This window comes from Acidovorax sp. SUPP3334, from assembly GCF_030159055.1.
In the GTDB taxonomy this organism is placed as follows: Bacteria; Pseudomonadota; Gammaproteobacteria; order Burkholderiales; family Burkholderiaceae_C; genus Paracidovorax.
The window spans coordinates 74,282-98,259 of the sequence record NZ_BQXQ01000006.1 but is presented as its reverse complement, the minus strand read 5'-3'; the positions used below and the strand labels follow the sequence as shown (position 1 = coordinate 98,259).

Annotated in this window: 22 protein-coding genes; 11 read left to right on the top strand and 11 right to left on the bottom strand. The window is 66.0% G+C overall.

From position 1 onward, the window contains the following. Position 1: 1 nt before the first annotated feature. Both AVHM3334_RS04755 and AVHM3334_RS04750 read right to left on the bottom strand, forming a co-directional pair. Positions 2 to 628, bottom strand: a complete 627-nt coding sequence (locus AVHM3334_RS04755) for a PilN domain-containing protein (RefSeq protein WP_284410101.1) — start codon at positions 626 to 628, stop codon at positions 2 to 4. Beyond that, positions 625 to 1,704: a pilus assembly protein PilM gene (locus AVHM3334_RS04750; RefSeq protein WP_284410213.1), complete on the bottom strand. Its 1,080-nt coding sequence runs from the start codon at positions 1,702 to 1,704 to the stop codon at positions 625 to 627. The genes AVHM3334_RS04755 and AVHM3334_RS04750 overlap by 4 nt, the downstream gene beginning before the upstream one ends. Positions 1,705 to 1,965: 261 nt before the next feature. Between AVHM3334_RS04750 and AVHM3334_RS04745 the strand changes: the two genes are divergently transcribed. Beyond that, positions 1,966 to 4,362, top strand: a complete 2,397-nt coding sequence (locus tag AVHM3334_RS04745) for a penicillin-binding protein 1A (RefSeq protein ID WP_284410099.1) — start codon at positions 1,966 to 1,968, stop codon at positions 4,360 to 4,362. Between the two features lie 128 nt (positions 4,363 to 4,490). Here the strand turns inward: AVHM3334_RS04745 and cyaY are convergent, their stop codons facing one another. After that, positions 4,491 to 4,826, bottom strand: coding sequence for an iron donor protein CyaY (gene cyaY / locus AVHM3334_RS04740; protein WP_284410097.1), 336 nt, complete (start codon positions 4,824 to 4,826; stop codon positions 4,491 to 4,493). Between the two features lie 12 nt (positions 4,827 to 4,838). Here cyaY and lptM point away from each other — a divergent pair, with 12 nt between their 5' ends. The 3 genes from lptM (at position 4,839) to AVHM3334_RS04725 (ending at position 7,294) form a co-directional block, all read left to right on the top strand. Next, the gene (gene lptM, locus AVHM3334_RS04735) at positions 4,839 to 5,084 is read left to right on the top strand and encodes an LPS translocon maturation chaperone LptM (RefSeq protein ID WP_284410095.1); all 246 of its coding nucleotides are present in this window, start codon (positions 4,839 to 4,841) and stop codon (positions 5,082 to 5,084) included. Beyond that, complete coding sequence (gene lysA / locus AVHM3334_RS04730; protein WP_284410093.1) at positions 5,081 to 6,364, top strand: diaminopimelate decarboxylase; 1,284 nt, start codon at positions 5,081 to 5,083, stop codon at positions 6,362 to 6,364. Before lptM ends, lysA begins: the two co-directional genes overlap by 4 nt. 87 nt (positions 6,365 to 6,451) lie before the next feature. Next, complete coding sequence (locus AVHM3334_RS04725; protein WP_284410089.1) at positions 6,452 to 7,294, top strand: oxygen-binding di-iron domain-containing protein; 843 nt, start codon at positions 6,452 to 6,454, stop codon at positions 7,292 to 7,294. Between the two features lie 67 nt (positions 7,295 to 7,361). Here AVHM3334_RS04725 and msrQ read toward each other — a convergent pair whose 3' ends face one another. The 5 genes from msrQ to AVHM3334_RS04700 all read right to left on the bottom strand — a co-directional run bounded on the left by msrQ (position 7,362) and on the right by AVHM3334_RS04700 (position 13,435). Then, the gene (msrQ, locus tag AVHM3334_RS04720; protein ID WP_284410087.1) at positions 7,362 to 7,982 is read right to left on the bottom strand and encodes a protein-methionine-sulfoxide reductase heme-binding subunit MsrQ; all 621 of its coding nucleotides are present in this window, start codon (positions 7,980 to 7,982) and stop codon (positions 7,362 to 7,364) included. A gap of 85 nt (positions 7,983 to 8,067) precedes the next feature. Further along, on the bottom strand, positions 8,068 to 9,063 hold the full coding sequence (msrP, locus tag AVHM3334_RS04715; RefSeq protein ID WP_284410085.1) for a protein-methionine-sulfoxide reductase catalytic subunit MsrP: 996 nt from the start codon (positions 9,061 to 9,063) through the stop codon (positions 8,068 to 8,070). A gap of 71 nt (positions 9,064 to 9,134) precedes the next feature. Beyond that, positions 9,135 to 10,496, bottom strand: a complete 1,362-nt coding sequence (gene ccsB / locus AVHM3334_RS04710) for a c-type cytochrome biogenesis protein CcsB (protein ID WP_284410083.1) — start codon at positions 10,494 to 10,496, stop codon at positions 9,135 to 9,137. Then, positions 10,493 to 12,670, bottom strand: coding sequence for a cytochrome c biogenesis protein ResB (locus AVHM3334_RS04705; protein WP_284410081.1), 2,178 nt, complete (start codon positions 12,668 to 12,670; stop codon positions 10,493 to 10,495). Before AVHM3334_RS04705 ends, ccsB begins: the two co-directional genes overlap by 4 nt. Positions 12,671 to 12,787: 117 nt before the next feature. Beyond that, positions 12,788 to 13,435 carry a c-type cytochrome gene (locus tag AVHM3334_RS04700; RefSeq protein ID WP_284410080.1) on the bottom strand — a complete coding sequence of 216 codons (648 nt, stop codon included), beginning with the start codon at positions 13,433 to 13,435 and terminating at the stop codon, positions 12,788 to 12,790. An 84-nt stretch (positions 13,436 to 13,519) separates the two neighbouring features. Here AVHM3334_RS04700 and yihA point away from each other — a divergent pair, with 84 nt between their 5' ends. Both yihA and AVHM3334_RS04690 read left to right on the top strand, forming a co-directional pair. Then, positions 13,520 to 14,275: a ribosome biogenesis GTP-binding protein YihA/YsxC gene (gene yihA / locus AVHM3334_RS04695; RefSeq protein ID WP_284410078.1), complete on the top strand. Its 756-nt coding sequence runs from the start codon at positions 13,520 to 13,522 to the stop codon at positions 14,273 to 14,275. 50 nt (positions 14,276 to 14,325) lie between these two features. Beyond that, positions 14,326 to 15,249, top strand: a complete 924-nt coding sequence (locus AVHM3334_RS04690) for an alpha/beta fold hydrolase (protein ID WP_284410076.1) — start codon at positions 14,326 to 14,328, stop codon at positions 15,247 to 15,249. A 56-nt stretch (positions 15,250 to 15,305) separates the two neighbouring features. On the opposite strand, the gene AVHM3334_RS04685 is transcribed toward AVHM3334_RS04690, so the two are convergent. Both AVHM3334_RS04685 and AVHM3334_RS04680 read right to left on the bottom strand, forming a co-directional pair. Beyond that, positions 15,306 to 16,178: a lysophospholipid acyltransferase family protein gene (locus tag AVHM3334_RS04685; protein WP_284410074.1), complete on the bottom strand. Its 873-nt coding sequence runs from the start codon at positions 16,176 to 16,178 to the stop codon at positions 15,306 to 15,308. Further along, entirely contained in the window at positions 16,175 to 17,029 is an 855-nt protein-coding gene (locus AVHM3334_RS04680; protein WP_284410072.1) for a lysophospholipid acyltransferase family protein, read from the bottom strand. Before AVHM3334_RS04680 ends, AVHM3334_RS04685 begins: the two co-directional genes overlap by 4 nt. A gap of 131 nt (positions 17,030 to 17,160) precedes the next feature. On the opposite strand from AVHM3334_RS04680, the gene metK reads away from it, so the two are divergent. From metK to AVHM3334_RS04660, 4 genes are all read left to right on the top strand, one after another. Further along, the gene (gene metK, locus AVHM3334_RS04675; protein ID WP_284410070.1) at positions 17,161 to 18,342 is read left to right on the top strand and encodes a methionine adenosyltransferase; all 1,182 of its coding nucleotides are present in this window, start codon (positions 17,161 to 17,163) and stop codon (positions 18,340 to 18,342) included. Between the two features lie 167 nt (positions 18,343 to 18,509). Then, positions 18,510 to 21,395 carry an ankyrin repeat domain-containing protein gene (locus AVHM3334_RS04670; protein WP_284410068.1) on the top strand — a complete coding sequence of 962 codons (2,886 nt, stop codon included), beginning with the start codon at positions 18,510 to 18,512 and terminating at the stop codon, positions 21,393 to 21,395. Between the two features lie 158 nt (positions 21,396 to 21,553). After that, positions 21,554 to 21,739, top strand: coding sequence for a DUF1328 family protein (locus tag AVHM3334_RS04665; RefSeq protein ID WP_092743319.1), 186 nt, complete (start codon positions 21,554 to 21,556; stop codon positions 21,737 to 21,739). A 13-nt stretch (positions 21,740 to 21,752) separates the two neighbouring features. Then, the gene (locus AVHM3334_RS04660) at positions 21,753 to 22,199 is read left to right on the top strand and encodes a hemerythrin domain-containing protein (RefSeq protein WP_284410065.1); all 447 of its coding nucleotides are present in this window, start codon (positions 21,753 to 21,755) and stop codon (positions 22,197 to 22,199) included. A 45-nt stretch (positions 22,200 to 22,244) separates the two neighbouring features. Here the strand turns inward: AVHM3334_RS04660 and AVHM3334_RS04655 are convergent, their stop codons facing one another. Beyond that, on the bottom strand, positions 22,245 to 22,928 hold the full coding sequence (locus AVHM3334_RS04655; protein ID WP_284410063.1) for an NUDIX hydrolase: 684 nt from the start codon (positions 22,926 to 22,928) through the stop codon (positions 22,245 to 22,247). 179 nt (positions 22,929 to 23,107) lie between these two features. Between AVHM3334_RS04655 and AVHM3334_RS04650 the strand changes: the two genes are divergently transcribed. Further along, a complete protein-coding gene (locus tag AVHM3334_RS04650) occupies positions 23,108 to 23,971 on the top strand; it encodes a cysteine hydrolase family protein (protein ID WP_284410061.1) in 864 nt (287 codons plus the stop codon). Positions 23,972 to 23,978 lie beyond the last annotated feature (7 nt).

Sequence of the window (23,978 nt, the reverse complement as noted above, 5' to 3'; positions counted from 1 at the left end):
TTCACTTCCCAGCCGCCTTGGGCGCAGTGGCTGGCGCACTGGCAGCGTCCATGGTTTTCTGCGCTTCGCTCGTGCGCATCAGTCGGAACCGGAGGTTGAACGAAGCCACACGGCGCTGCTCGCGGGGATTCAACGCAATGTTCGCGGCGACGATTTCCACGAGCTCAGGCTTCGAAAACCATGGCGTGTTGTCGGCCAGATTGCGAAGCATCTCCGACACGCGTTCGTTCGACTGCGCCATCCCTTGCATGGTGATGACCTGATCGACCTGCTTGAGATTGGTAACGTAAACCCCATCTGGCAACTGCTGAACCAACTCGTTGAGCAAATGCACCGGCAGGTTGCGATCGGACTGGAGATCTTCCACCGCCTTCTGGCGAGCGCGCAGGGCCGCAATTTCCTCTTCGATCGAGGCGATTTCCTTGATCTGGCCTTCAAGGACCTTGATTTCACTTTGCAAGAACAAATTTTTGTCTTGCTGACCGGTGATCACCATCTGGTACCACCAATAAATGCCACCGGCAATGGCGAGACCGACCAGGAACGACGCGAACATCGTTGCTTGGAAGGCTTCCTTGCGGCGCTTTCTGGCAGCCTCGCGATGAGGCAGCAGGTTGATGAGAATCACTGCAGGAACCTCCGCATAGCCAAGCCACATGACGTGAGGTAGGAAGGCGCCTCGCGAACCATCTTCTTCAAACGCACTGCACTTCCGATCTCCATGCCTTCGAACGGATTGATGGCAGTGCAGGCACAGCCCGAGTGCTGAGTGACGGCCTCCGTCAAACCGGGCAACGGGGCCGAGCCCCCTGCCAGCATGATGTGATCGACGCGGTTATGGGGAGTGCTGGTGAAGAAGAACTGCAGCGCACGGCCAATTTCCTGGGCCATGCTTTCCACGAACGGGCGCAGCACGGCGGACTGATAGTCTTCCGGCAAATCCCCGCTGCGCTTCTTGCCCTCGGCCTCTTCCAGAGAGAAGCCGTACTGGCGCACGATCAACTGCGTGAGCTGCGCCCCACCAAAGGCCTGGTCTCGGTCATACAGCACTTCGTCGTTGCGGATGACCTGCATGCTGGTGGTCAAAGCGCCGACTTCGAACAACGCCACCAAGGCGTCGTTGCCGTGGCTGGGCAGCGCTTCGATGAGGCGTCCCGCAGCCATGCGGGAAGCGTGCGATTCGATGTCGATGATCACGGGCTTGAGCCCGGCTGCTTCAGCCAGACCTTGACGGTCCTGCACTTTTTCACGGCGCGAGGCCGCGATCAATACATCGACATCGCCCGGCGAATTCTTGCTCGGGCCGACCACGCAAAAATCCAAACTCACCTCGTCGAGGGAGAACGGAATGTACTGATTGGCTTCGGATTCGACCTGCACTTCAAGCTCTTGCTCGGACATACCGCCCGGCAAGGTGATGCGCTTGGTGATGACGGCGGATGGCGGCAACGCCAGCGCCACGTTTTTGGTGCGCGTTCCACTCTTCTTGACCAGCCGGCGCAGAGCCTCCGCGACTTCATCGAATTTCTCGATGTTGCCGTCGGTGATCCAACCGCGCTCCAACTGCTCGATCGCACATCGCTCCAGTACCAGCCCTCCTGCCTTGTCGCGCCCCAACTCAACCAGCTTGACGCTTGAAGAACTGATGTCGATACCCAGCAGTGGCGCGGACTGGCGACTGAACAAAGACCCCAAAGAGATCAAAATTAGCCCCCGTAACTTGCCGATTTGACGCAACAAAACTTAACACTTCGCATGAATGCTATCAGCAAGGTTGCAGGCCAGCCAAGAGTTTTACGGCGCTGTTACGGAACTTTCGTTGTCAAAAGCAGACGCTCATTTGCCGTCCGTTCCGATACCGATATTCATACCTCTGTGGTATAGGCGCTCCACCCTCACGAGCTATTTGGCAGACGGCTGAGATCCATATTTTTATAATGGCCGGTTGCTCTCTCCTGGAACGCTATGCCGTCATCACCTACCGACAAGACCCCCAATCAGAACCCGCCGAAAAGGCCGGCATGGTGGCGCTGGATCGTCCGCAGCGCCGCCTGGTTGCTGGGGCTGGCAGCGGCTGGCGCCATCGGGGTCGCGCTCACGATTGCGGTGGCGCTGGCGGTGGCTTACCCGAACCTGCCTGACATTTCCGACCTGGCGGACTACCGCCCGAAGCTGCCGATGCGGGTGTACTCCGTCGAGGGCGCCTTGCTGGGTGAATTCGGTGAAGAGCGCCGCAATCTCACGCCGATTCAGGACATTCCCAAGGTCATGACCAACGCGGTTCTGGCCATCGAGGATGCGCGGTTCTTCCAGCACGGGGGCGTTGACTACAAGGGGGTGGTGCGCGCTGCGCTGGCCAACCTGGGCAGGGTGAAGAGCCAGGGCGCTTCGACCATCACGATGCAGGTGGCCCGCAATGTTTATTTGTCGTCTGAAAAAACATTCACTCGAAAAATTTACGAAATATTACTAACGTTTAAATTGGAGCATCTGCTCTCCAAAAACCAGATTCTCGAGATCTACATGAATCAGATTTATCTCGGGAACAGGGCTTACGGTTTTGCGGCAGCGTCCGAAGCTTATTTTGGAAAGCCGCTACAAAGTATTTCCGTGGCCGAAGCGGCCATGCTGGCCGGCCTGCCGAAGGCCCCTTCGGCGTACAACCCCATCAGCAATCCAAAGCGCGCTCGCATCCGCCAGCTGCACATCATCGACCGCATGCTGGAGAACGGTTTCATCACGGCGCAAGAGGCGGCAGCGGCCAAGCAGGAAGACCTGAAGATCCGCTCCGGCCCCGACACGACCCGCATCCATGCCGAGTACGTGGCTGAAATGGCCCGCCAGCTCATCTTCGCGCAATACGGCAACGAGGCCTACACGCGCGGACTGAACGTCTACACGACCCTCAATGCCGGCGACCAGGAAGCGGCTTACGTGGCGCTGCGCAAGGGCATCATGGATTACGAGCGCCGCCAGCACTACCGCGGTCCCGAGAAGTTCGTGGCGCTTCCGACCAATGCGCAGGAAGCCGAAGACGTGATCGACGACACCCTGGCGCTGCACCCGGACAACGGTGACGTGATGTCGGCAGTGGTGCTGGAGGCCACGCCCAAGAAGATCGTGGCGGCGCGCGCGAGCGGAGAACCCATCGAAATCACGGGCGAGGGGCTGAAGCCCGCCCTGTCCGGATTGAGCGACAAGGCACCGCCGAACGTCAAGATCCGCCGGGGCGCGGTCATCCGCATCATTCAGACCCCCAAGAAGACCTGGGACATCACGCAGCTGCCCGAAGTCGAGGGCGCCCTGGTGGCGGTCGATCCCCGCACCGGGGGCATCAAGGCCCTGGTGGGCGGCTTCGATTTCGACAAAAACAAGTTCAACCATGTGACGCAGGCATGGCGCCAGCCGGGTTCGAGCTTCAAACCCTTCATTTACTCGGCGGCTCTCGAAAAGGGCTTCACCCCCGCCACGGTGGTGAACGACGCTCCGCTCTTCTTCAGCGCCGGCGTGACGGGCGGCCAACCCTGGGAGCCGAAGAACTATGACGGCAAGTACGACGGCCCGATGACCCTGCGCACGGCGCTGGCCCGGTCCAAGAACGTCGTCTCGATTCGCATCCTGCAGGCGGTGGGCCCCAAGAACGGCCAGGAGTGGGTGACGAAGTTCGGATTCGATGCCGAAAAGCACCCGCCCTACCTGACCATGGCCCTGGGTGCGGGTTCGGTCACGCCCATGCAGATGGTGTCGGCATATTCGGTGTTCGCCAATGGCGGCTACCGTGTGAATCCCTACTTGATCAGCCGCGTCACCGACCACAAGGGCCGCATCCTGTCGGACTTCCAGCCGCCCGCCACATCCGACAACCCGCGTGCGATCGACGCGCGCAATGCGTTCGTGATGGACAGCCTGCTGCAGGAAGTCACCCGTTCCGGCACGGCGGCCCGTGCGCAGGCGACGCTCAAGCGTCCCGACCTGTACGGAAAGACCGGCACGACCAACGACGCCGTCGATGCATGGTTCGCCGGCTTTCAGCCCACCGTGGCCGCGGTCACGTGGATCGGCTACGACACGCCCCGCAACCTGGGCAGCCGCGAAACCGGCGGGGGGTTGAGCCTGCCGATCTGGATCAGCTTCATGGAACGCGCCCTCAAGGGCGTTCCGGTGGCGGAGCCGACCGTGCCGCCGGGCGTGGTCAACGTGGGCGGTGAATGGTTCTACGAAGAGTTCGCCCGCAACGCAGGGGTTGCCAGCGTCGGGATGGAAGATGCAGCAGCAGCGGCTGCCGCGGTACCCGGATCGCCCCCCCAGGCGCCACCACCTACCGAAGAGCGCAACCGCATCCTGGATCTGTTCCGCAACTGATCCATCGGCAGATCGATCTGCGCCGGAGTCCGGCGGGCCAGCCCGCCGGATCGAAAGAAAAGCCCTTGCGCGTTCATCGCGGCAAGGGCTTTTTTGTCACCGCCGGATTTTGCAGGCCGCCAACGCCGCTATGGCTTGGCGCTGAAAGACAGGGGCCATCCCGATTGCTGGCTGGCGGCGCGGTCCAGCGCCTCGAAGAATTCGCCGGCGCCTTTGGTGTCCATCCACCGCTGGCCGTCGAACCGGTAGTGGTAGCCGCCGGACTGTGCAGCCAGCCAGATTTCGTGCAGCGGCTTTTGCAGGTTGATGACGATCTGGCTGCCGTTCTGGAAGGCGATGGTGACCATGCCCCCGGAGCGCTGCGCGTCCAGATCGGCGTCCGAGGTGTCGTTGATGCGATCGCAGCCTTGTTCGACGGCGAGCAAGAGCTTTTCCGCGTGGTCCAGGAATTCGAGGTCAGTCATTAGAATCGGCGGATGTTGAGAGCATCGCAAATTCTAGTCAGGACGCTTGCCCTTGCTGCAAGTGCGGCGGCCTTCGCGGGTTGCGGCCAGCGCGGCCCCCTGTACCTTCCCTCCGATCCCGCCGCCAGCCAGCGGGCCACCCTGCCCCAAACGCTGGACCCGATGCGCGACACGCCCGTGCCGACGCCGATCGTCCCGGCCCCTCCCGCCCCTCCCGCCCCTTCCCCCTCCCGCTCCGCTTCGTCCCCGACTCCATGACCTTGCCCACCCTGCCCGGCCACCCCCACATTGCCTACCGCGACCACGCGCTGTTCATCGAGCAAAAGCCACTGGCCGATCTGGCGCGCGCGCATGGCACGCCGCTGTACGTCTATTCGCAGGCGTCGATGCTGGACGCGCTGGCCGCCTACCAGCGCGGCTTTGCGGGCCGCAAGGTGCAGATCTGCTATGCCATGAAGGCCAATTCGTCGCTGGCGGTGCTGCAACTGTTCGCGCGCCACGGCTGCGGATTCGACATCGTCTCCGGTGGCGAACTCGAACGTGCGCTGGCAGCCGGCGGCGACCCCAGGAAGATCATTTTCTCGGGCGTCGGCAAGACCCGCGCCGAGATGCGGCAGGCCCTGGACGTGGGCATCGGCTGCTTCAATGTGGAGAGCGAGTCCGAACTGGACGTGCTGAGCGAGGTGGCCGTGGCCTGCGGCAGGAAGGCGCCGATCAGCATCCGCGTCAATCCGAACGTGGACCCGAAGACGCACCCCTACATTTCCACCGGGCTCAAGGGCAACAAGTTCGGCGTGGCGCACGAGCGCATCGTCGCGGCCTACCAGCACGCCGCGTCGCTGCCGGGCCTGCAGGTGGCGGGCATCGACTTTCACATCGGCTCGCAGATCACCGACGAAACGCCCTATCTCGACGCCACCGACCGCCTGATCGACCTGATCCAGGACATCGAGGCGGCCGGCATTCCGATCCACCACATCGACTTCGGCGGTGGCCTGGGCATCGACTACAACGGCGACACGCCCCCGGCCGCCGATGCGCTGTGGGCCAAGCTGCTGGCCAAGCTCGATGCCCGCGGCTTCGGCGACCGCCAGTTCATGATCGAGCCCGGCCGCTCGCTGGTGGGCAATGCCGGTGTCTGCGTGACCGAAGTGCTCTACGTGAAGCCGGGCGAGCAGAAGAATTTCTGCATCGTCGATGCGGCCATGAACGACCTGCCCCGCCCCGCGATGTACCAGGCTTTCCACGCCATCGTGCCTGTGCAGGCGGCGGCAGCCGCCGCGTCGGCCGATGTGTACGACGTGGTCGGCCCCGTGTGCGAGAGCGGCGACTGGATCGGCCGCGACCGCACGCTGGCCGTGCAGCCCGGCGACCACCTGGCCGTGCTGTCGGCAGGCGCGTATTGCAGCTCGATGGGCAGCAACTACAACACCCGCGCCCGGCCCGCCGAAGTGATGGTGGATGGTGCCAAGGCGCACCTGATCCGCGCGCGGGAATCCGCCGCCGACACCTTCCGCCACGAAAAACTGGTGGACTGACCCGCTGACTGGCCGGGGCTTGATTCGCATCAAGCCCCCGTCGCGGAGGGCGGCCTACATTGGCATTTTTCAAAGAATGCCCATGCCATGGCCCTGGAACCGCTGGAACTGTACCGAGACAAGCACCACGCCTGCCTGATGTTTTCCGACCTCATCGAAGAGGACGGACAGGCCGTTCAGGCCAATCAATTCCTGATCGTGGACGGCGACACGGGCGCCATCATCGACCCGGGCGGCAACCTCGCCTTCAACGAGCTGTTCATGGGAATGTCCAAGCATTTCCCGCCGCACAAGCTGTCGTACCTGATCGCCTCGCACGCCGACCCGGACATCATCGCCTCGCTGGACCGCTGGATGACCAGCACCCGGGCCACGCTGGTGATCTCGCGCGTGTGGGAGCGCTTCGCACCGCATTTCACCAAGGTCGGCAAGACGGAAAACCGGGTGATCGGCGTGCCGGACGGCGGCGGACACCTGCCGCTGGGGCGGCACGAACTGGTGCTGCTGCCGGCGCACTTCATGCATTCCGAGGGCAACTTCCACTTCTACGACCCGGTGAGCCGCATCCTCTTCACGGGGGACCTGGGCGTGTCGATGACCTCGGGCGCCGAAGCGCGCGAGCCGGTGACCGATCTGGCGCCGCACATTCCGCGCATGGAGGGCTTTCACCGCCGCTACATGGTGTCCAACAAGATCCTGCGGCTGTGGGTGCGCATGGTGCGCCAGATGGACATCGCCATGCTGGTGCCCCAGCACGGCGCACCGATCATGGGACCGAAGGCGATCGGCGATTTCTTCGACTGGATCGAGAACCTGATGTGCGGCATCGACCTGTTCGACGACCGTGCCTACCAGTTCCCTACGGCCCTCATCGACCCGGCCACGCGGCAGGTGCGGCCGGCGCTGCATGCCGTGCAGGGGCGTTTTTAAGCCAAAAAGGCCTCCACCGCAATAAGTACTAGGGCATATTGCTATTAAATCAATAGCAAAATGACCATCAGGCCGTGCGGGCCGGCGGCACGCGCCGGGCGACGCGCTTCCACACCCGCCAGCCCAGCAACACGCCGATGATGGCGGCGTACACGGCGACCTCGGCGAAGTTGTTCTTGCCCGCGCGCATCCAGAAAAAATGCAGCAACGCCAGCCCTGCGACCAGATAGACGATCCGGTGCAGGGCCTGCCAGCGCTTGGCGCCGATCCAGCGGATGGCGCGGTTGAACGACGTGGCTGCCAGCAGGGTGAGCAGCACGATGGCCAGCGTGCCCACCAGAATGAACGGCCGCTTGCCGATGTCGTACACGATCTCGGGCCAGTCGAAGCCCATGTCCAGCCAGGCGTAGGCCATGAGGTGCAGCACCGCGTAGAAATACACGAACAGCCCCAGCATGCGCCGAAAGCGCGCCAGGGCCGGTGTGCCGGTGATGACGCGCAGCGGCGTCACCGCCAGCGCCAGGCACAGGGCCCGCAGCGTCCAGTCGCCACTGGACCGGATCAGCGTCTCGGCGGGATTGGGGCCGAGGCGGTCGGTCATGGCGCCGAACACCAGCCAGGCCAGCGGCAACAGGCACAGCGCGAACACCACCGGCTTGGCGGCGGGATGCATCAGCAGTTTTTTCATGGCGGCGGACCTGGCAGGAAGGCGATGGCGTGGCGGTGGCGGGTAAGGGCTGGATGGCGATCCAGGCGAAGGGCGCGCGGCGTGGTCAGTAGAACTTCTTGAGGTCCATGCCGGCATAAAGCGACGCCACCTGGGCCTCGTAGCCGTTGAACATGAGCGTCTTGCGCTTCTTGGCGAACAGGCCGTCCTCGCCGATGCGGCGCTCGGTGGCCTGGCTCCAGCGCGGGTGGTCCACGTTGGGGTTCACGTTGGAGTAAAAGCCGTATTCCTGCTTGGCGGCCTTGTTCCAGGCCGTGCCCGGCTCCTTGTCGGTCAGGCGGATCTTGACGATGCTCTTGGCGCTCTTGAACCCGTACTTCCAGGGCACCACGAGCCGCACCGGCGCCCCGTTCTGGTTGGGCAGCACCTCGCCGTACATGCCGAAGGTGAGCAGCGTGAGCGGGTGCATGGCCTCATCCATGCGCAGCCCCTCGGTATAGGGCCAGTCGAGCACGGCGGAGCCCACGAACGGCATGGTCTTCTTGTCGGCCAGGGTCACGAACTCGACGTATTTGGCGCTGCCCTGCGGCTCCACGCGCTTGAGCAGTTCGGCCAGCGAGTAGCCCACCCACGGAATCACCATGGACCAGCCTTCGACGCAGCGCAGGCGGTAGATGCGTTCTTCCTGCGCGCTGAGCTTGATCAGGTCTTCGATGCCGAACTTGCCCGGCTTGTTGACCATTCCCTCCACCTCGACCGTCCACGGCGTGGTCTTCAGGGTGTGGGCGTTGCGGGCCGGATCGGCCTTGTCCACGCCGAACTCGTAGTAGTTGTTGTAGGTGCTGGCGTCCTTGTAGTCGGTCACCTTTTCCATGGTGTTGGCACCGGCCACGGGGGATTTCCCGCCGGGCAGTGCCGCCAGCTTGTTCGGGCGCGCGGCCTGGGCGTGGGCATCGCGCGCGGCCCAGGTGGCCAGGGCGGCCCCGGCAGCGCCGCCGGCCATGAGCTTGATGAGGTCGCGCCGGCCTTCGTAGATGGCGCGGGGGGTGATTTCGCTACCGGTGCCGTGGACGAATCCGTCGTCGTTCCGTTTGATCAGCATGGGGAATCCTTGTGTGTCGGGGGGCAACGCCCGTTATACGCGCGCTGGCCCCGCAAGGATTCACATTTTCATCACAACGTGCCGTAACTGTGCAGGCCGGACAGCCACATGTTCACGCCCAGGAAGGCGAACGTGGTCACGCCCAGGCCCACCAGGGCCCACCACGCGGACAGGGTGCCGCGCAGCCCCTTCATCAGGCGCATGTGCAGCCAGGCGGCGTAGTTGAGCCAGACGATCAGGGCCCAGGTCTCCTTCGGGTCCCAGCTCCAGTAGCCGCCCCAGGCCTCGGCCGCCCAGAGCGCGCCCAGCACGGTGGCGATGGTGAAGAAGGCAAAACCCACGGCGATGGCCTTGTACATGACGTCGTCCAGCACCTCGAACGACGGCAGCCGGGCCGCGATGCGGCGGCGTCCGAGCAGAATGCCCGCCACGATGAGCGCCGACACGCCGAAATACACCATCCAGTAGCTGCCGCCGTTCTCGGTGGCGCCCTGGCGGAACACGATGGGCTCGAAGCACAGCACCACGCCCAGCAGCCACAGCGGCGCGAGCTTGTACCAGCGCGTCTCGCCGGCCTGCTGCTTGATGAGGTAGGCGAACGCCACCATGGCCGACAGCGCGAAGGTGCCGTAGCCGATGAAGTTGGCGGGCACGTGCAGCTTCATCCACCAGCTTTTCAGGGCCGGCACCAGCGGCTGGATCTCGTGCGCCTCGCGCACCACGGTGTACCAGAGCAAAAAGCCCACCGCCGCGCTCACCACCAGCATGACGAAACCGCCCAGGGCGCGCGTTTCATACTGGGCTTCGTAGTACAGGTAGAACGCCGCGGTCATCCAGCAAAACAGCACGAACACTTCGTACAGGTTGCTGACCGGGATGTGGCCCACGTCGGCACCGATGAGATAGCTTTCGTACCAGCGCACCAGCGTGCCGATCAGCGCCATGCCGATGCCCACCCACGCCAGGCGCGAACCCAGCAGCGAGAGCGTGCGGCCCTCGCCGCGCGAGAACATGCCGATCCAGTAGAACGCCGTGCTCATGAAGAACAGCATGCTCATCCACAGGATGGCCGACTGGCTGGACAGGAAGTATTTGAGGCCGAACACCGTGTCGGCGCGCGCCAGGCTGCCGGCGCCGTCCTGCTGGTACAGGCCGATGGCCAGCAGGGCGAACGCGGCCACCACCACCATCAGCACGCGCAGCGGCCGCCAGAACCAGCCCAGCCACACCGTGCAGGGAATGGCGCCCAGCAAAATGCCTTTTTCGTACACGTCCATGAACGCGCCGTAGCGCTGCAGCGCGTAGAGCCCGCCCGCCGCGACGAGCGCCGCGAAAACCCAGTCGAACACGTTGCGCCGCGCGAGGAATCCCTCGTTCAGCGTGATGGTGCGGTCGGCACTGCTTCGGGCGGCGTCCGTGGCGGCGGTGTTCATGCGGTGTCTCCATGGGGGCGGGCCCCGATGAGTTTGTCGGTGAGCCGGGCGAACTCGCGGTCGCCGTCCAGGGTCTTGCGATTGCTCGACAGCGCCATGGTGGCCTGGGCGCCGCCGTCGTGCGGCACCAGCCACACCCACAGGCGCCGCTCGCGCACATACAGCATCGAGAACACCCCGATGATCAGCAGCGCGCAGCCGAGATAGACGATGTTCTTGCCCGGCGCGCGCGCCACCTGGAAGACGCTGGCCTGTACCTGCGTGAAATCCTTGAGCTCGAACGCCACGGGCACCGGATACGCCTGCGCATCGCTGAGCGACAGCACCGCCTGCGTCATGAACGCCTGGGTGGCATCGCTCTGCTCCAGGGGCTTGAGGCCCACGCGCTCGCGGGTCAGCTGGGCCAGCTCGAACAGGGCGCCGTTCAGGATGCGGATCAGCACCTCGCCCGCGCGCTCGCGTTCGGCCGGCGGCACGTTCTCTTCCATGAAGTCCGAGATCGCCTGCAGCCCGCCCCGGGGCATCGCACCGGGTGTTCCCGGGCTGGCAGCGCCCGAAGCGCCGGTGGCGCTGCCGGCAAACAGCGTGAGGGCGCGCACGGTCGATTGCGCGAGCTGCTCGCCCAGTTCGGGGCGCGACGGATCGACCGCCTTCGCCACATAGCGGCGCACCGCCTGCTCGCGCAGTGCGGGGTCGGCCAGCGCGAGGCGCATGCGCAAAAAGCCCTGCATGCCACCCTGGTCATCCACGGGAATGCGCAGGAAGCGGAAGGGCTCGGAAGGCGTCTCGCGCACGCCGAACAGGAACACGGGCTGCCCGTCGCCGGCATCCATCGGCAGCATGTAGTTGTGGAACTCGCGCGCCTGCCCGGCAGCGTCGCGCAGCTTGTAGCTCACGCTCGGGCCGATGTTGCGCAGCTCCTTGCGGGTCACGGTCTTGTTGCCGGCGCCCAGGCGCGACTCGATGGCCTGGCGCAGGTCCACCTTGCGCACGTCCGCCCCCGAAGTGACGGCGCCGGTATCGGTGAAATTCTCGACGTTGATGGTGCGCAGCGCGGTGAACTCCAGCGTGTACGGCTGGCCCGCGGCGCCGGCCGCAAGCGGCGTGGAGCCGCCCACCGTGCCCTCGATGTCGAACGGCTGGATGCCGGGCGCCAGCGGCACGGCACGCAATTGCAGGCGCGAGCCGCCGTCGTCGAAGCTCGACTGGTAGATCTCGATGCCGCGGTAGCTGGCCGGGTGGTTCACCTCGACCCGCGCGGGCACGGCCTCGCCCGTGGCCTTGTCGTGGATGACGATCTCGCTCGCGAAGAGCTTGGGCATGCCGGTGGAGTAGTGCTCGACGATGAACTTCTTCAGCTCGATGGCGAACGGCAGGTCTTGCAGCAGCACGCCGTCGGACTGGGTCAGGATGGCCGTGCTCGATTGCGTGCCCTCGGCCACCAGCAGGTTGCCGCGGAAGGTGGGGTTGCGCTCGGACAGCCGGTGTTCGGGCTTGACCTCGGAGATCAACCCGCCGCCGTTGTAGGGCGTCTTGCCCCCCAGCCACATCTGCGCGCGCACGATCATGTCGCCGTCCAGCAGGCCCCCCACGCACACCAGCACGATGGCGCTGTGCGCGGCGATGTAGCCGATCTTGTTGGCCGCGCCCGCCTTGGCCGCGACCATCCAGCCGGTGCCGGGCCCGGCCGGCGTCGTGCGCTGCTGCAGCCGCACCTTCCAGCCGCCGCCGGCCAGCATGTCGCCGATGCGGCGCGCGGCCGTCTCGGGCGTTTCGCCCGGCAACGGCCCTCGGGCCCGCAGCCCGAAGGCCTGCAGGCTTTGCTCGCGGATGTTTTCCTTGTAATTGCGCAGGTCGCCCAGGTAGCGCGGGCCGTTGCGCGCGATGCACAGCGAGGTGCTCGCCACCAGAAACGCGAGGATCAGCAGAAACCACCAGGCGCTGTACACGGCGTTGAGCTTGAGCGCCATGAACAGCTCGGCCCAGAACGGCCCGAACTGGTTCACGTAATTGGCCGAAGGCTCGTGCTGCTTGAGCACCGTGCCGATCACCGAAGCGATGCAGATCACCGTCAGCAGCGAGATCGCGAATCGCATGGACGACAGCAGCTCCACGCCCGCGCGCACGGCCTGCGAACGGGTATGGAGGCGGATGCCGTGGGTGGTTTCAGACATGGGAGAAAGACAAAAGGGCGGGCCATCCGTTCAGATGCGCCCGCCCGTCTTGGGTGTGATTATCGGCGGTAGGTTCCGGGGTGCGGCTGGGCCGCCCACCGGGCGGATTGACCCAGATCAACGCAGGCCAGCGATGTAATCGGCGACGGCCTTGATCTCGCGGTCGTTGAGCTTGGCGGCCACCTGCGTCATCTGCAGGCTGTTGCTGCGCACGCCGTCGCGAAAGGCGGTGAGCTGCGCGGCGGTGTAGTCGGCATGCTGGCCCGACAGGCGCGGGTATTGCACCGGAATGCCGGCACCGTTGGGGCTGTGGCAGCCGGCGCAGGCGGCGATGTTGCGGTCGGCGATGCCGCCGCGGTAGATGCGCTCGCCCAGGGCGACCAGTTCCTTGTCCTTGGCGAAGCCGGGCTTGGCCTGCTTGGAGGTCACCCACCACGCGATGTTGCGCATGTCGTCGTCCGACAGGGCCGAGGCGAAGCCCTTCATGATGGGGTTGTTGCGCTTGCCGGACTTGAACTCCTGCAGCTGCTTGACGAGGTATTCGGGGTGCTGCTGGGCCAGCTTCGGATTGGCGGCGATGGCGGAGTTGCCATCGGCCGCATGGCAGGCCACGCACACGGCGGTGTAGGTGGCTTCGCCCTTGGCGAGGTCCGGCTTGGCGGGTTTTTGCGCCGCTGCCGCGGGAGCGTGGCCCTGAGAAAAAGCTGGAAAAGCAGGAACTGCCAGCACGGCAGCCATCAGCATGGGAGCAAGCAATTTCTTCATATCGAGGGTTCTTGTGTTATGGGCGCAAAACGGCGCGATTCTACAATGCGACCCCCCGGCCCTCTATCCTTGGTAACCCCCGTTATGACGACTACATCACATGCGCCAGTTGCTGGCTCCCTCCCGCCCGCACCTGACGCCAAAGTCGCCATGGGCTGGCTGCACACCACGCGATTCCTGACCACGGCCGCGCAGCTGCACCATCTGCCCCCCATCGACGTGCCCGAGATCGCGTTCGTCGGCCGCTCCAATGCCGGCAAGTCCACCTGCATCAACACGCTCACGCAGCAAAAGCAGCTGGCCTTCGCCTCCAAGAAGCCCGGGCGCACCCAGCACATCAACCTGTTCTCGCTGGGCAAGCAGGGCGTGACCGATGCGGTGCTGGCCGACCTGCCGGGCTACGGCTACGCCGCCGTGTCGCGCTCGGACAAGATCCGCTGGCAGCAGGTGATGCTGAGCTACCTGGTCACGCGCCAAAGCCTGACCGGCATCGTGCTGCTGTGCGACCCGCGCCTGGGCCTGACCGAGCTGGACGAAGCGCTGCTGGAGGCCGTGCGCCCGCGCGTCGAATCGGGCCTGAAATTCCTGGTGCTGCTGACCAAGGCCGACAAGCTCACCCGCGCCGAGCAGGCCAAGGCGCTGTCCATCACGCGACTGCAGGCCGGCGGCGGCGAGGTCAAGATATTCTCGGCCCTCAAGAAGCAAGGGGTGGACGAAGTGGCGCAACTGCTGTGGCAGTGGTCCCACCCGGTGGCCGGCCCCTCGCCAGAAGCGGCGGATGCGGCGGATGCGGCGGACGCCGGCACCCCGGACGCCGACGAGGATTCAGAGCAAGAATAGCCTCCAGCGCAGACAGGTCATGCGCTGAATGCTATCAAAAGCGGAGCACCATGATCGACACCATCGCGCACTCCCTGCCCCATGGCATCACGCTGCAGTGCCGCACCCGCGGCGAGCGCGGCCGTCCGGTGCTGCTGTTCCTGCACGGCTTTCCCGAAGGCGCGTTCATCTGGGATGCGCTGCTGGAGCATTTCGCCGACCCGGCCCATGATGGCGGCTACCGCTGCGTGGCGCCCTGGCTGCGCGGTTTTGCGCCGTCGAGCCACCCGCCCGAAGCCGAGGCGTACCGCGCCAAGCACCTGGTGCAGGACATCACCGCCCTGATCGCTGCGGAATGCGGCGACGACGGATCGCTGGCCGCATTGATCGCCCACGACTGGGGCGGCGCGGTGGCCTGGAACCTGGCCAACCAGCGGCCCCACCTGATGCAGCGGCTGGTGATCGTCAATTCGCCGCACCCCGGCACCTTTCTGCGCGAACTGCAAACCAACCCGGCCCAGCAGGCGGCCAGCCAGTACATGCACTTTCTTTGCCGCCCGGACGCCGAGGCGTTGCTGGCGGCGGACGGCTTCCGGCGCCTGTTCGGCTTCTTCGACCGGCCGGACGGCACCGCGCCCGACTGGCTCACGCCCGAGGTGCGCGCCCAGTACCGCGACACCTGGAGCGGCGGCCTCACCGGCCCGTGCAACTACTACCGCGCCAGCCCCCTGCGCCCGCCGCGCGAGGGCGATGCCGCCGCCGGCGCGCTCACCTTGCCGGATTCGATGCTCACCGTGAACGTGCCCACCCGCGTGGTCTGGGGCCTGGACGACCCGGCCCTGCTGCCGGGGCTCCTGCAGGGGCTGGAGCAATGGGTGCCGTCGCTCACCCGCACCGAGGTGCCGGGCGCCTCGCACTGGATCGTGCATGAGCAGCCCGGGGCGGTGATCCAGGCCATCACCGACAGCCTGTCGCACAGAACGCTACAAAATTAATAGCATCGCAGACAATAAAACCGCCGGCATGGCACCGATTTGGCTGAAATTTGCGTTTATTTTTTGTACACCGAAGGCTCGCCGTCCGGGCGCGACTTGAAGCGCTTGTGCACCCAGTAGTACTGGCCCGGCATGGTGTCGATCCACTGCTGCAGTTCGCGGTTCATGCGCGCGGTGTCGGCTTCGGCGTCGTCGGTGGGAAAGTTCTCCCAGGCCGGCATCATCTCCGCGCTGTAACCCGTCGGCGTGAGCCGCCCCACCAGCGGCACGACCTTGGCGCGGCCCAGGCGCGCGAAGCGCGACAGCGATGGGATCGTTGCCGCCTGCACGCCGTAGAACGGCACGAAGACCGACTCGCTCGGGCCGAAGTCCATGTCCGGCAGCAGGTACAGCAGCCCGCCCTTGCGCAGCCCGCTCAGGATCGGCTTGACGCCGTCGCCCCGGTTGAGCATGCGCACGTTGCCGAAGCGCTGGCGGCCCGCGAACAGCCAGGCGTCCACGGCCGGGTCCGGGTGCGGCGTGAAGATCGAGGTGAAGGCCCGGTCGGTCTGCAGGGTGAGCGCGGTGCCCGCCGCGTCCATGCCCAGGAAATGCGGCGCGAAGATGATGGTGGGCGCATCGCCCTCCAGCTCGTGCAGCGCGCCGTGGATGGTGAGCCGTTTCTCGACCACCGCGCGCGGCGCCATCCACAGCCAGCTGCGGTCCAGCCAGGTCTGGCAAAAGCGCACGAAGGTCTCGCGCGCCCAGGCACGCCGCTGGGCCGGCGAAGCGTCGGGAAAGCACAGCTCCAGGTTGCGCAGCGCCACCTTGCGGCGCGGCGCGGCCAGCAGATAAAGCACCTGGCCGATGAGCCAGCCCAGGGCGCGAAGCACCGGCAACGGCAGCCGCGCCAGCACGCCCATGAGCCAGACGTTCAGGCGCCCGCTCATGCCGCGCCCCCGGCGGAGGCGTGGGGCTCGGCGCGGGGCTGCTTGTAGCGGGCATAGCCCCACAGGTATTGGCCGGGGCTCTGGCGGATGGTGCGCTCCATGGCCTGATTGATCTGCAGCACGGCCTCGTCGAGGTCTTCGGACAGGGGCACGGACAACTCCTCGAAATGCAAGACATAGCCGCGCCCCGCGCCCAGGCGCTCGCAGCGCGCCAGCACCACGGCCGCGCCGGTCTGCTGCGCCAGCCGCGCGGCCAGGGTCATGGTGTAGGCATCGCGGCCGAAAAACGGCGACCAGACGCCCTGCCCCTGGGGCGGCACCTGATCGGGCAGCAAACCCACGGCCTCGCCGCGGCGCAGCGCCTTGATCATCTGGCGCACCCCCGTCAGCGCCGTGGGCACCGCGCGGATGCCGGGCCGATTGCGCGCGGTGGACATCACCTCGGCCAGCCAGGGCTGGCGCGCGGGGCGGTACAGGATGGTGATGGGACCGTGCTCGGCGCTCCAGCGCTGCGCTGCGGCCTGCACCGACAGCTCGAAGCACCCGATGTGCGGCGTCAGAAAGACGAGGCCCTTGCCGGCACTCCAGGCCCGCTCGACTGCGGCGGCGTTTTCGATGCGGCACGGCATCTGTTCGCGCAGCCACAGGCGCGGCAGTTCGGCCGCCATGCGGCCTGCATGGCCCACGGCGGCACGCACCTGGCCGAACGAATAGCCGGCGCGCGCCGCGTTCTCGCGAAAGCGCCGCCGATAGGTGGGCGAGGCGAAAAACACCAGCCAGCCCGCCGCTGCGCCAAGGGCGTGCGCGAGCCAGAGGGGAAGCCCCGAAAGAAAGCGAAAAAGGGTTGGCATTAAAATGGCGCGGTCGCTGAGTTAAATGAGCAACTTGCAGGGCGACGTAAAACAAATCTGCTAAAGCGTTCGCCAAAGCTCCCAAGGCTGAGGGCAACGCCCAAAATGCCGGAACACAGGAGTTTATTCAAATGGCGAACGATTTCCTTTTCACCTCCGAATCCGTCTCTGAAGGCCACCCCGACAAGGTGGCCGACCAGATTTCCGACGCGATTCTCGATGCGATCTTCAAGCAAGACCCCCGCAGCCGCGTGGCGGCCGAGACCCTCACCAACACCGGGCTCGTGGTGCTAGCGGGCGAGATCACCACCAACGCGCACGTGGATTACATCCAGGTCGCGCGCGACACCATCAAGCGCATCGGCTACGACAACACCGACTACGGCATCGACTACAAGGGTTGCGCCGTGCTCGTGGCCTACGACAAGCAGAGCAACGACATCGCCCAGGGCGTGGACCAGGCCAGCGACGACCACCTGAACACCGGCGCCGGCGACCAGGGCCTGATGTTCGGCTACGCCTGCGACGAGACGCCCGAGCTGATGCCCGCGCCCATCTACTACGCGCACCGCCTGGTCGAACGCCAGGCTCAGTTGCGCAAGGACGGGCGCCTGCCCTTCCTGCGGCCCGACGCCAAGAGCCAGGTGACGATGCGCTACGTGGACGGCAAGCCCCACAGCATCGACACCGTGGTGCTCTCCACGCAGCACCACCCCGACCAGAGCGAGACGTCCACCAGGATGAAGGCCAGCTTCACCGAAGCCGTCATCGAAGAGATCATCAAGCCCGTGCTGCCCAGCGAGTGGCTGAAGGACACCAAGTACCTGATCAACCCCACCGGCCGCTTCGTCATCGGCGGCCCGCAAGGCGATTGCGGCCTGACAGGCCGCAAGATCATCGTGGACACCTACGGCGGCGCCTGCCCGCACGGTGGCGGCGCCTTCAGCGGCAAAGACCCGACCAAGGTGGACCGCTCGGCCGCCTACGCCGCGCGCTACGTGGCCAAGAACATCGTGGCAGCCGGCCTGGCGCGCCAGTGCCAGATCCAGGTGGCCTACGCCATCGGCGTGGCCCGCCCGATGAACGTCACCGTGTACACCGAGGGCACGGGCGTGATCCCGGACGACCAGATCGCCAAGCTGGTGCAGGAGCATTTCGACCTGCGGCCCAAGGGCATCATCCAGATGCTGGACCTGCTGCGCCCGATCTACGAAAAGACCGCGGCCTACGGCCACTTCGGCCGCGAAGAGCCCGAGTTCACCTGGGAAAAGACCGACAAGGCAGCAGCGCTGCGCGCAGCCGCAGGGCTCTAAGCCCGCCACGCGACCGGCGTGGTGCACGCGCCTTCACGCATTCACGCAGGCCCCTGCCGCGAAAGCAATAGGGGCCTGGCGGCAGCGGCCACCCGGCAATCGCTTCGGATGCGCGCACTGTCCACGCGCGCCGTCCCCCTATGGTCCCGGCATCTCCAAGGCCGTCCATGCAGATCACGAAACACTTCCACAATCCGCCCCGCGCAACGACGGCGGCGCAGCCTTACGCCGGGCAGGAAGCCGTGCGCTACGAGCCGAGCCGCGACGGAACTTCGATAAAGGCTTTCGAAAAATCGGGACGCGGCAAACAGCTGATGACGCAGTACCGGGCCGGCATCGGCAAGCTGAAAACCTTTCTGGAAGAACACCCCTCCGCCAAATCCCAGCAGTCCATCACGGCGCTGGATATTTTCAAAAGCCGGGTCGAAGGCGGCTCGACAGGACACTATTCCACCCAGATATCGCGCCTCTACGACGAAGGCAAGGCGTCGCTGGACACCCTGTGCATGGCCGTGGCCGACCACGCGATCCCGCTGTCCACACGCATGGACATCATCGAGAACCTGGCATCGGGGCTGCTGGTTTGCTCCGAAGGCACCACGACCAACCTGATCATGGCCACGCAGGACCTGAACCTGACCAAGGGCCTGCACACCTATGCCAACAGGGTATGGGAGGACATGCTGGACCAGGCGCTGCGCGACTTCAGCCACGCAAGGCACAAGGGACTTGCCAACTACGAGGGCAACGAGATCCACTATGTGAACGGCTACCGCAATTTCCTGGCGGAACGGTTTGGCGTCGCGGAACGCAGCGACAGCTTCGTCGATGTGCAGACCGTCAGTGCCCACGTCCAGGAGGCGGCGGCCTTCGCGGAGGCCCGCGTGAACACGGTCGAGCTGGTACGGCACCTGGCGCAGGAATGCCTGAGCGAAGTGCATGAGCGCTTCAGGCAACACCTGGGGCGGCCGCTGACGCTGGAAACCGCGGGGCAGTTGCACAAGGAGTACGGGGATTCTCTGGAAGCTGGACTGCAAGGGCGGTTCGGAGCGATCCCTGCCTGGGTCGTCATCACGGAACACGAGCCCACCGGCGAAGAGGACGCACCCTATTCCATCCTTGAAAATCCTGCGCTGCTCATGCGCGTCATCGCCAAGAACATGCAAAAGCAGGGGCTGATCGACAAGGAGAAGTTCGAGGTCGTCGATAGCATGTCGACGGCCGAGGGCGACCGCAAAATCAAGCGCATCGGTGACGGAGATTTCTACATCAAGGAGCGGGATGCGGCTGGCGGAACCGGCTACCGGAGCCTGCGGCTTTCCGACCTCTCTGCGGCGATGGAATGGCCTGCGGCGCTGCTCATGAGCGCCTTCCAGTCCACGAAAGATTCCGAGGAGCTGCGCAGCCTCGATCCGGCCAAGGTCTGGAGCATGGTCCGCAACGGCACCTCCACCTCGCCCGGCACCTTGCCGGGCACCTCGCAAAACGCTTCGCCAGACGCCCCGCACGCCGCCTGGCTCGCCGCCCTGATGCACCCCGCCATGAAGCGCTACCGGCAAGCCTCCCGGGAAGCGGAATTCCTCCTGCTGAACCAGGCTGCCGAAGAGGTCGACAAGCTCCCGGAGCAGGAACGGCCCGGTGCCGTGGCGCAAAGCCTGATGGCCGGCGACCTGGCGCTCGCCAGCCTGCTGGTGACGCTGCCGATGCCATCGGGCTGGAAGGACCGGAATCAGAACACCCTGCTGCACCACGCCGCCGCTGCGGGCGCCGGCTCGGTCGCCACCCTGCTCATGTCCCCTGAGGCACTGCAGGCGGTCAACAAACGGGGCGACACGCCCTTGATGCATGCGGCGCGCTATGGCCAGACCGCCATGGTGAGCGAGCTGCTGAGAGCCAGCGCGGTGACCGATGCCCGCAACAAGAATGGAGAAACGGCCCTGTACCTGGCCGTCCAGGCAGGCGATGTGGCTTCCGTGGGCATCCTCGTGCAGGCATCCCTCAAGGGCGCGAAAAACCGCGGCATGCTGGAGCAGTCATCCAGCGCGGGCAGAACGCCCCTCATGGTGGCCGCGGCCGCGGGCAACGAGCTGCTCGTGCAAATGCTGCACGGCGCCGGAGCGCGCGTGGACGCAACGAGCCATGACGGCAGGACGGCGCTGCACGAGGCCGCACGCCAAGGCCGCATGGGGGTCGCGCGGGTGCTGCTGCAGGCGGGCGCCAAGCCCAACGCCTACACAGGCTTTCTGCACGGTGGCGTGACACCGCTGATGGAGGCGCTCGATAACGGCCACTACGAAATGGCGGCCATGCTATCGAGCCGCAGCCACCTGGACCAGCGCGACTGGCGCGGGGAATGCGCGCTCATGCGGGCGGTCGGGCAACAGAATGTGCGGGCCGCCAAGCTGCTGGTCGCAGCCAAGGCGAGCGTTCACCGCGACACGCCCGATGGAACCACGCCGCTGATGCGATCGGCGGAAACCGGCAACGTCGAGATGATGGCCCTGCTGCTGAAAGCGGGCGCGGTGGCCGACCAACGCACCGAGTTTCGGTACTCCGCCCTCCTCGCGGCCACGAAAAATGGCCACACCGCCGCCGTGGAACTGCTTTTGGACGCAAAGGTGGATTCGACATCCAAGGACAGAGACGGGCTGACGCCCTTCATGCTGGCCGCCAGCAATGGACATGCGCAGGTCATGGAAACCTTGCTGAAGAAAGAAGCCGCCGGCGACGTGCAAGCCACCAAGTTCTACGGGGAGAACGCCACCATGCTGGCGGCGATGAACGGCCATGCCGACGTCGTCTCGCTGCTGCTGCGCCACGGCATGGCCGGCAACCTGGAGATGCGGTCGGGCGAGTCCTCCGAGACGGCACTCACCCAGGCGGCAGCCCATGGACATGCGGACGTGGTGAAGCTGCTGCTGGACGCAGGAGCGCATGGCAGCCTGGCGCGAGCCGAGCGGTTGGCGAAATCAAAGGGCCACCCGAAGGTGCTGCATCTGCTGGTCGAAGCCCGAAACGCTTTGACAAAGGCCGGTCCTTCGCGTTCGGATTGAACGCCTGAGCCCTCCGCCCGGCGGCCGCCGGCCGCCGGGCGGAGACCTGGACGCCGTCTGCGCGCCTTTCCTACAGGCGCACTCCGGGTCTGCTGACGCCAGTGGGCAGGCCGCGCTGGAATGATCGCTCCACCCCCCTACTCAACGGAGCTCTCACCATGCTGAAGTACGCCATCATCTTCGCCATCATTTCCCTCATCGCTGGCGCGCTGGGTTTCACCGGGGTCGCGGCAGGCGCCGCCGGTATCGCGAAGATCCTGTTCTTCATCTTCCTGGTCATCGCCGTGGTGTTCGTCGTGCTGGCCGTTCTCGGCATCGGCGCAGCCCGCAAGGCGCTGAAATAAGGCGGTACGGCGCATGAACATTTTCGAAGCCCTGCGCGAGAGCCACGAACGCCAGCGCGAGATGGTCCGCCTGGTGGAAGCCACCAGCGGCGATACGCCGCAGCGGCATGAGCGCTTCGCCGAGCTCAAGCGCGAGCTGGCCGCCCACGAGCTGGCGGAAGACCGCCACTTCTACCGCCCGCTCATGGAGCACGATGCGGGCATCGACCTGTCGCGCCACGCCATCGCCGAACACCACGCCCTCGACGAACTGGTCGAAGACCTGGAGGCCGCCGACCCGAGCAGTTCCGCCTGGCTGGCCATTGCCAAGAAGCTGGGCGAGAAGGTGCATCACCACCTGGAGGAAGAGGAGCACCGCTTCTTCCAGATGGCCGGCAAGCTGCTCACCGAAAGGCAGAAAACCGAGCTGGCCAGACAGTACCTGCAGACCTACGAAGAGACCAAGGCCGTGCCGGCCTGAACGCCCCGCTTGCTCCTCCGACGCCCCGCAAGGGGCTTTTTCACGTCAGAGCCCGCGGGCCGACAGCGCCAGGGTGCGGCGAAACGCCGGCCGCAGGCGATAGAGCTGCGCGGGCCGGTGGGCGCCACCCTGCACCATGCCTCCGGGCACGGGCTCCAGCATGCCCAGCTCGTCCATCTTGCGGCGAAAACTCACCTTGTTGATCGCCTCGCCGAGCACCGCCTCGTACACCGCCTGGAGCTGCGGCAGCGTGAACGCCTCGCCGCACAGGTGCACGGGCAGCGAGGAATAGAGGCTTTTGCTGCGCACGCGGGCCAGGGCGGCGTCCACCATCGCGCGGTGGTCGAACGGCAGCGGCGGCAACGCATCCACCGGCACCAGTTTCACGCCCTGGCGGGGCGGCAACCCGTCGAGCGCCTCGGCGGGCACCAGCGCGCAATAGGCCACGGCGATCGACCAGCCGCGCGGGTCGCGCGCCAGGCCCGAGAAGGTGGAGAGCTGCTCCAGATAGGGGCTTTGCAGCCCGGCCTTGTCGCGCAGCACGCGGGCGGCGCTGGCCTGTGCATCGGCGTCGTCCTGCGCATGGATGTAGCCGCCGGGCAATGCCCAGGCGCCGGCATAAGGCGCCTTGTCGCGGCGCACCAGCAGCACGTGGAGCGTGCCGGCCCGCAGCGTGAGCAGCACGGTGTCGACGGTGCAGATGATGGCTGGCGGGTCGTGGGCGGTCATCGGAATCGCAGTTATGTGCAGGAATGGACGAACAAGCCTATCACCCCGAAGCGGCTGGCAGGCCTTCGCCCCCGGTTTCCATCGGTTGGAAAGCGACGAACACGTCGTCACACCCACTTAGTTGCAAAATCAAACTAAGAGGAATAGACTTCGCCCATCGCATCAAGGACTTTGCCACCATGACCCGCCCTTCGACGACCCAGCTGTTGGTGATCGACCCGCAGAACGATTTTTGCGACCTGCCCGCAACGTGGCAGCCAGCCGGCCCGCTCACCGGCCAGCCGGTGGCGCCCACCCTCCCCGTGGCGGGCGCCCATGCCGACATGCAGCGCCTGGCGGCCTTCATCCGCCGCGTGGGCCAGGGGCTGGACGGCGTCACGGTCACGCTCGATTCGCACCAGCGCTACGACGTGGCCCACCCCACGTTCTGGCGCCGGGGAGACGGCGGCGAGGTCGCCCCGTTCACGCCCATCACGGCGGCGCAGGTGCGTGCCGGTGCCTTCGTGCCGCGCGACGGCGGCGCGATGGCCCGCGTGCTCGCCTATCTGGACGCGCTGGAGGCACAGGGCCGCTACACGCTGATGGTGTGGCCCGTGCACTGCGAGATCGGCAGCTGGGGCCACGGCGTGCATGCCGACGTGCTGGCCGCCTGCGGCGCGTGGCAGGCGCAGCGCCAGCGCGCGGTGTGCAACGTGTTCAAGGGCACCAATCCGTGGACCGAGCACTACAGCGCCATCGAGGCCGAGGTGCCCGATGCCGACGACCCCTCCACCGCGCTGAACACCCGGCTGCTGCACGCGCTGGGCACGGCGGACCGCCTGGTCATCGCGGGCGAGGCCGGCAGCCACTGCGTGCGCGCCACCGCAGAGCACATCGTGCTGCACCTGCCGCGCCTGCAGCCCGGCTGGCAGGCCAGCCGCGTCGTGCTGCTGACCGATTGCATGAGCCCCGTGGCCGGCTTCGAGGCGCAGCAGCAGGATTTTCTCGATGCCATGCGCGCCCAGGGGGCGCAGCTGGCCCGCAGCGACGAAATCAGCCTCTAGCGCATAT

What these genes read in the sequence shown, in the direction of transcription:
- AVHM3334_RS04665 (WP_092743319.1), top strand. Translation starts at nt 21,554, where the DNA reads ATGCTGAAGTACGCCATCATCTTCGCCATCATTTCCCTCATCGCTGGC.
- AVHM3334_RS04705 (WP_284410081.1), bottom strand. Translation starts at nt 12,670, where the DNA reads ATGTCTGAAACCACCCACGGCATCCGCCTCCATACCCGTTCGCAGGCC.
- lptM (WP_284410095.1), top strand. Translation starts at nt 4,839, where the DNA reads ATGTTGAGAGCATCGCAAATTCTAGTCAGGACGCTTGCCCTTGCTGCA.
- lysA (WP_284410093.1), top strand. Translation starts at nt 5,081, where the DNA reads ATGACCTTGCCCACCCTGCCCGGCCACCCCCACATTGCCTACCGCGAC.
- AVHM3334_RS04670 (WP_284410068.1), top strand. Translation starts at nt 18,510, where the DNA reads ATGCAGATCACGAAACACTTCCACAATCCGCCCCGCGCAACGACGGCG.
- AVHM3334_RS04650 (WP_284410061.1), top strand. Translation starts at nt 23,108, where the DNA reads ATGACCCGCCCTTCGACGACCCAGCTGTTGGTGATCGACCCGCAGAAC.
- msrP (WP_284410085.1), bottom strand. Translation starts at nt 9,063, where the DNA reads ATGCTGATCAAACGGAACGACGACGGATTCGTCCACGGCACCGGTAGC.
- yihA (WP_284410078.1), top strand. Translation starts at nt 13,520, where the DNA reads ATGACGACTACATCACATGCGCCAGTTGCTGGCTCCCTCCCGCCCGCA.
- AVHM3334_RS04655 (WP_284410063.1), bottom strand. Translation starts at nt 22,928, where the DNA reads ATGACCGCCCACGACCCGCCAGCCATCATCTGCACCGTCGACACCGTG.
- AVHM3334_RS04725 (WP_284410089.1), top strand. Translation starts at nt 6,452, where the DNA reads ATGGCCCTGGAACCGCTGGAACTGTACCGAGACAAGCACCACGCCTGC.
- AVHM3334_RS04700 (WP_284410080.1), bottom strand. Translation starts at nt 13,435, where the DNA reads ATGAAGAAATTGCTTGCTCCCATGCTGATGGCTGCCGTGCTGGCAGTT.
- metK (WP_284410070.1), top strand. Translation starts at nt 17,161, where the DNA reads ATGGCGAACGATTTCCTTTTCACCTCCGAATCCGTCTCTGAAGGCCAC.
- AVHM3334_RS04660 (WP_284410065.1), top strand. Translation starts at nt 21,753, where the DNA reads ATGAACATTTTCGAAGCCCTGCGCGAGAGCCACGAACGCCAGCGCGAG.
- msrQ (WP_284410087.1), bottom strand. Translation starts at nt 7,982, where the DNA reads ATGAAAAAACTGCTGATGCATCCCGCCGCCAAGCCGGTGGTGTTCGCG.
- cyaY (WP_284410097.1), bottom strand. Translation starts at nt 4,826, where the DNA reads ATGACTGACCTCGAATTCCTGGACCACGCGGAAAAGCTCTTGCTCGCC.
- AVHM3334_RS04745 (WP_284410099.1), top strand. Translation starts at nt 1,966, where the DNA reads ATGCCGTCATCACCTACCGACAAGACCCCCAATCAGAACCCGCCGAAA.
- AVHM3334_RS04680 (WP_284410072.1), bottom strand. Translation starts at nt 17,029, where the DNA reads ATGCCAACCCTTTTTCGCTTTCTTTCGGGGCTTCCCCTCTGGCTCGCG.
- AVHM3334_RS04690 (WP_284410076.1), top strand. Translation starts at nt 14,326, where the DNA reads ATGATCGACACCATCGCGCACTCCCTGCCCCATGGCATCACGCTGCAG.
- ccsB (WP_284410083.1), bottom strand. Translation starts at nt 10,496, where the DNA reads ATGAACACCGCCGCCACGGACGCCGCCCGAAGCAGTGCCGACCGCACC.
- AVHM3334_RS04685 (WP_284410074.1), bottom strand. Translation starts at nt 16,178, where the DNA reads ATGAGCGGGCGCCTGAACGTCTGGCTCATGGGCGTGCTGGCGCGGCTG.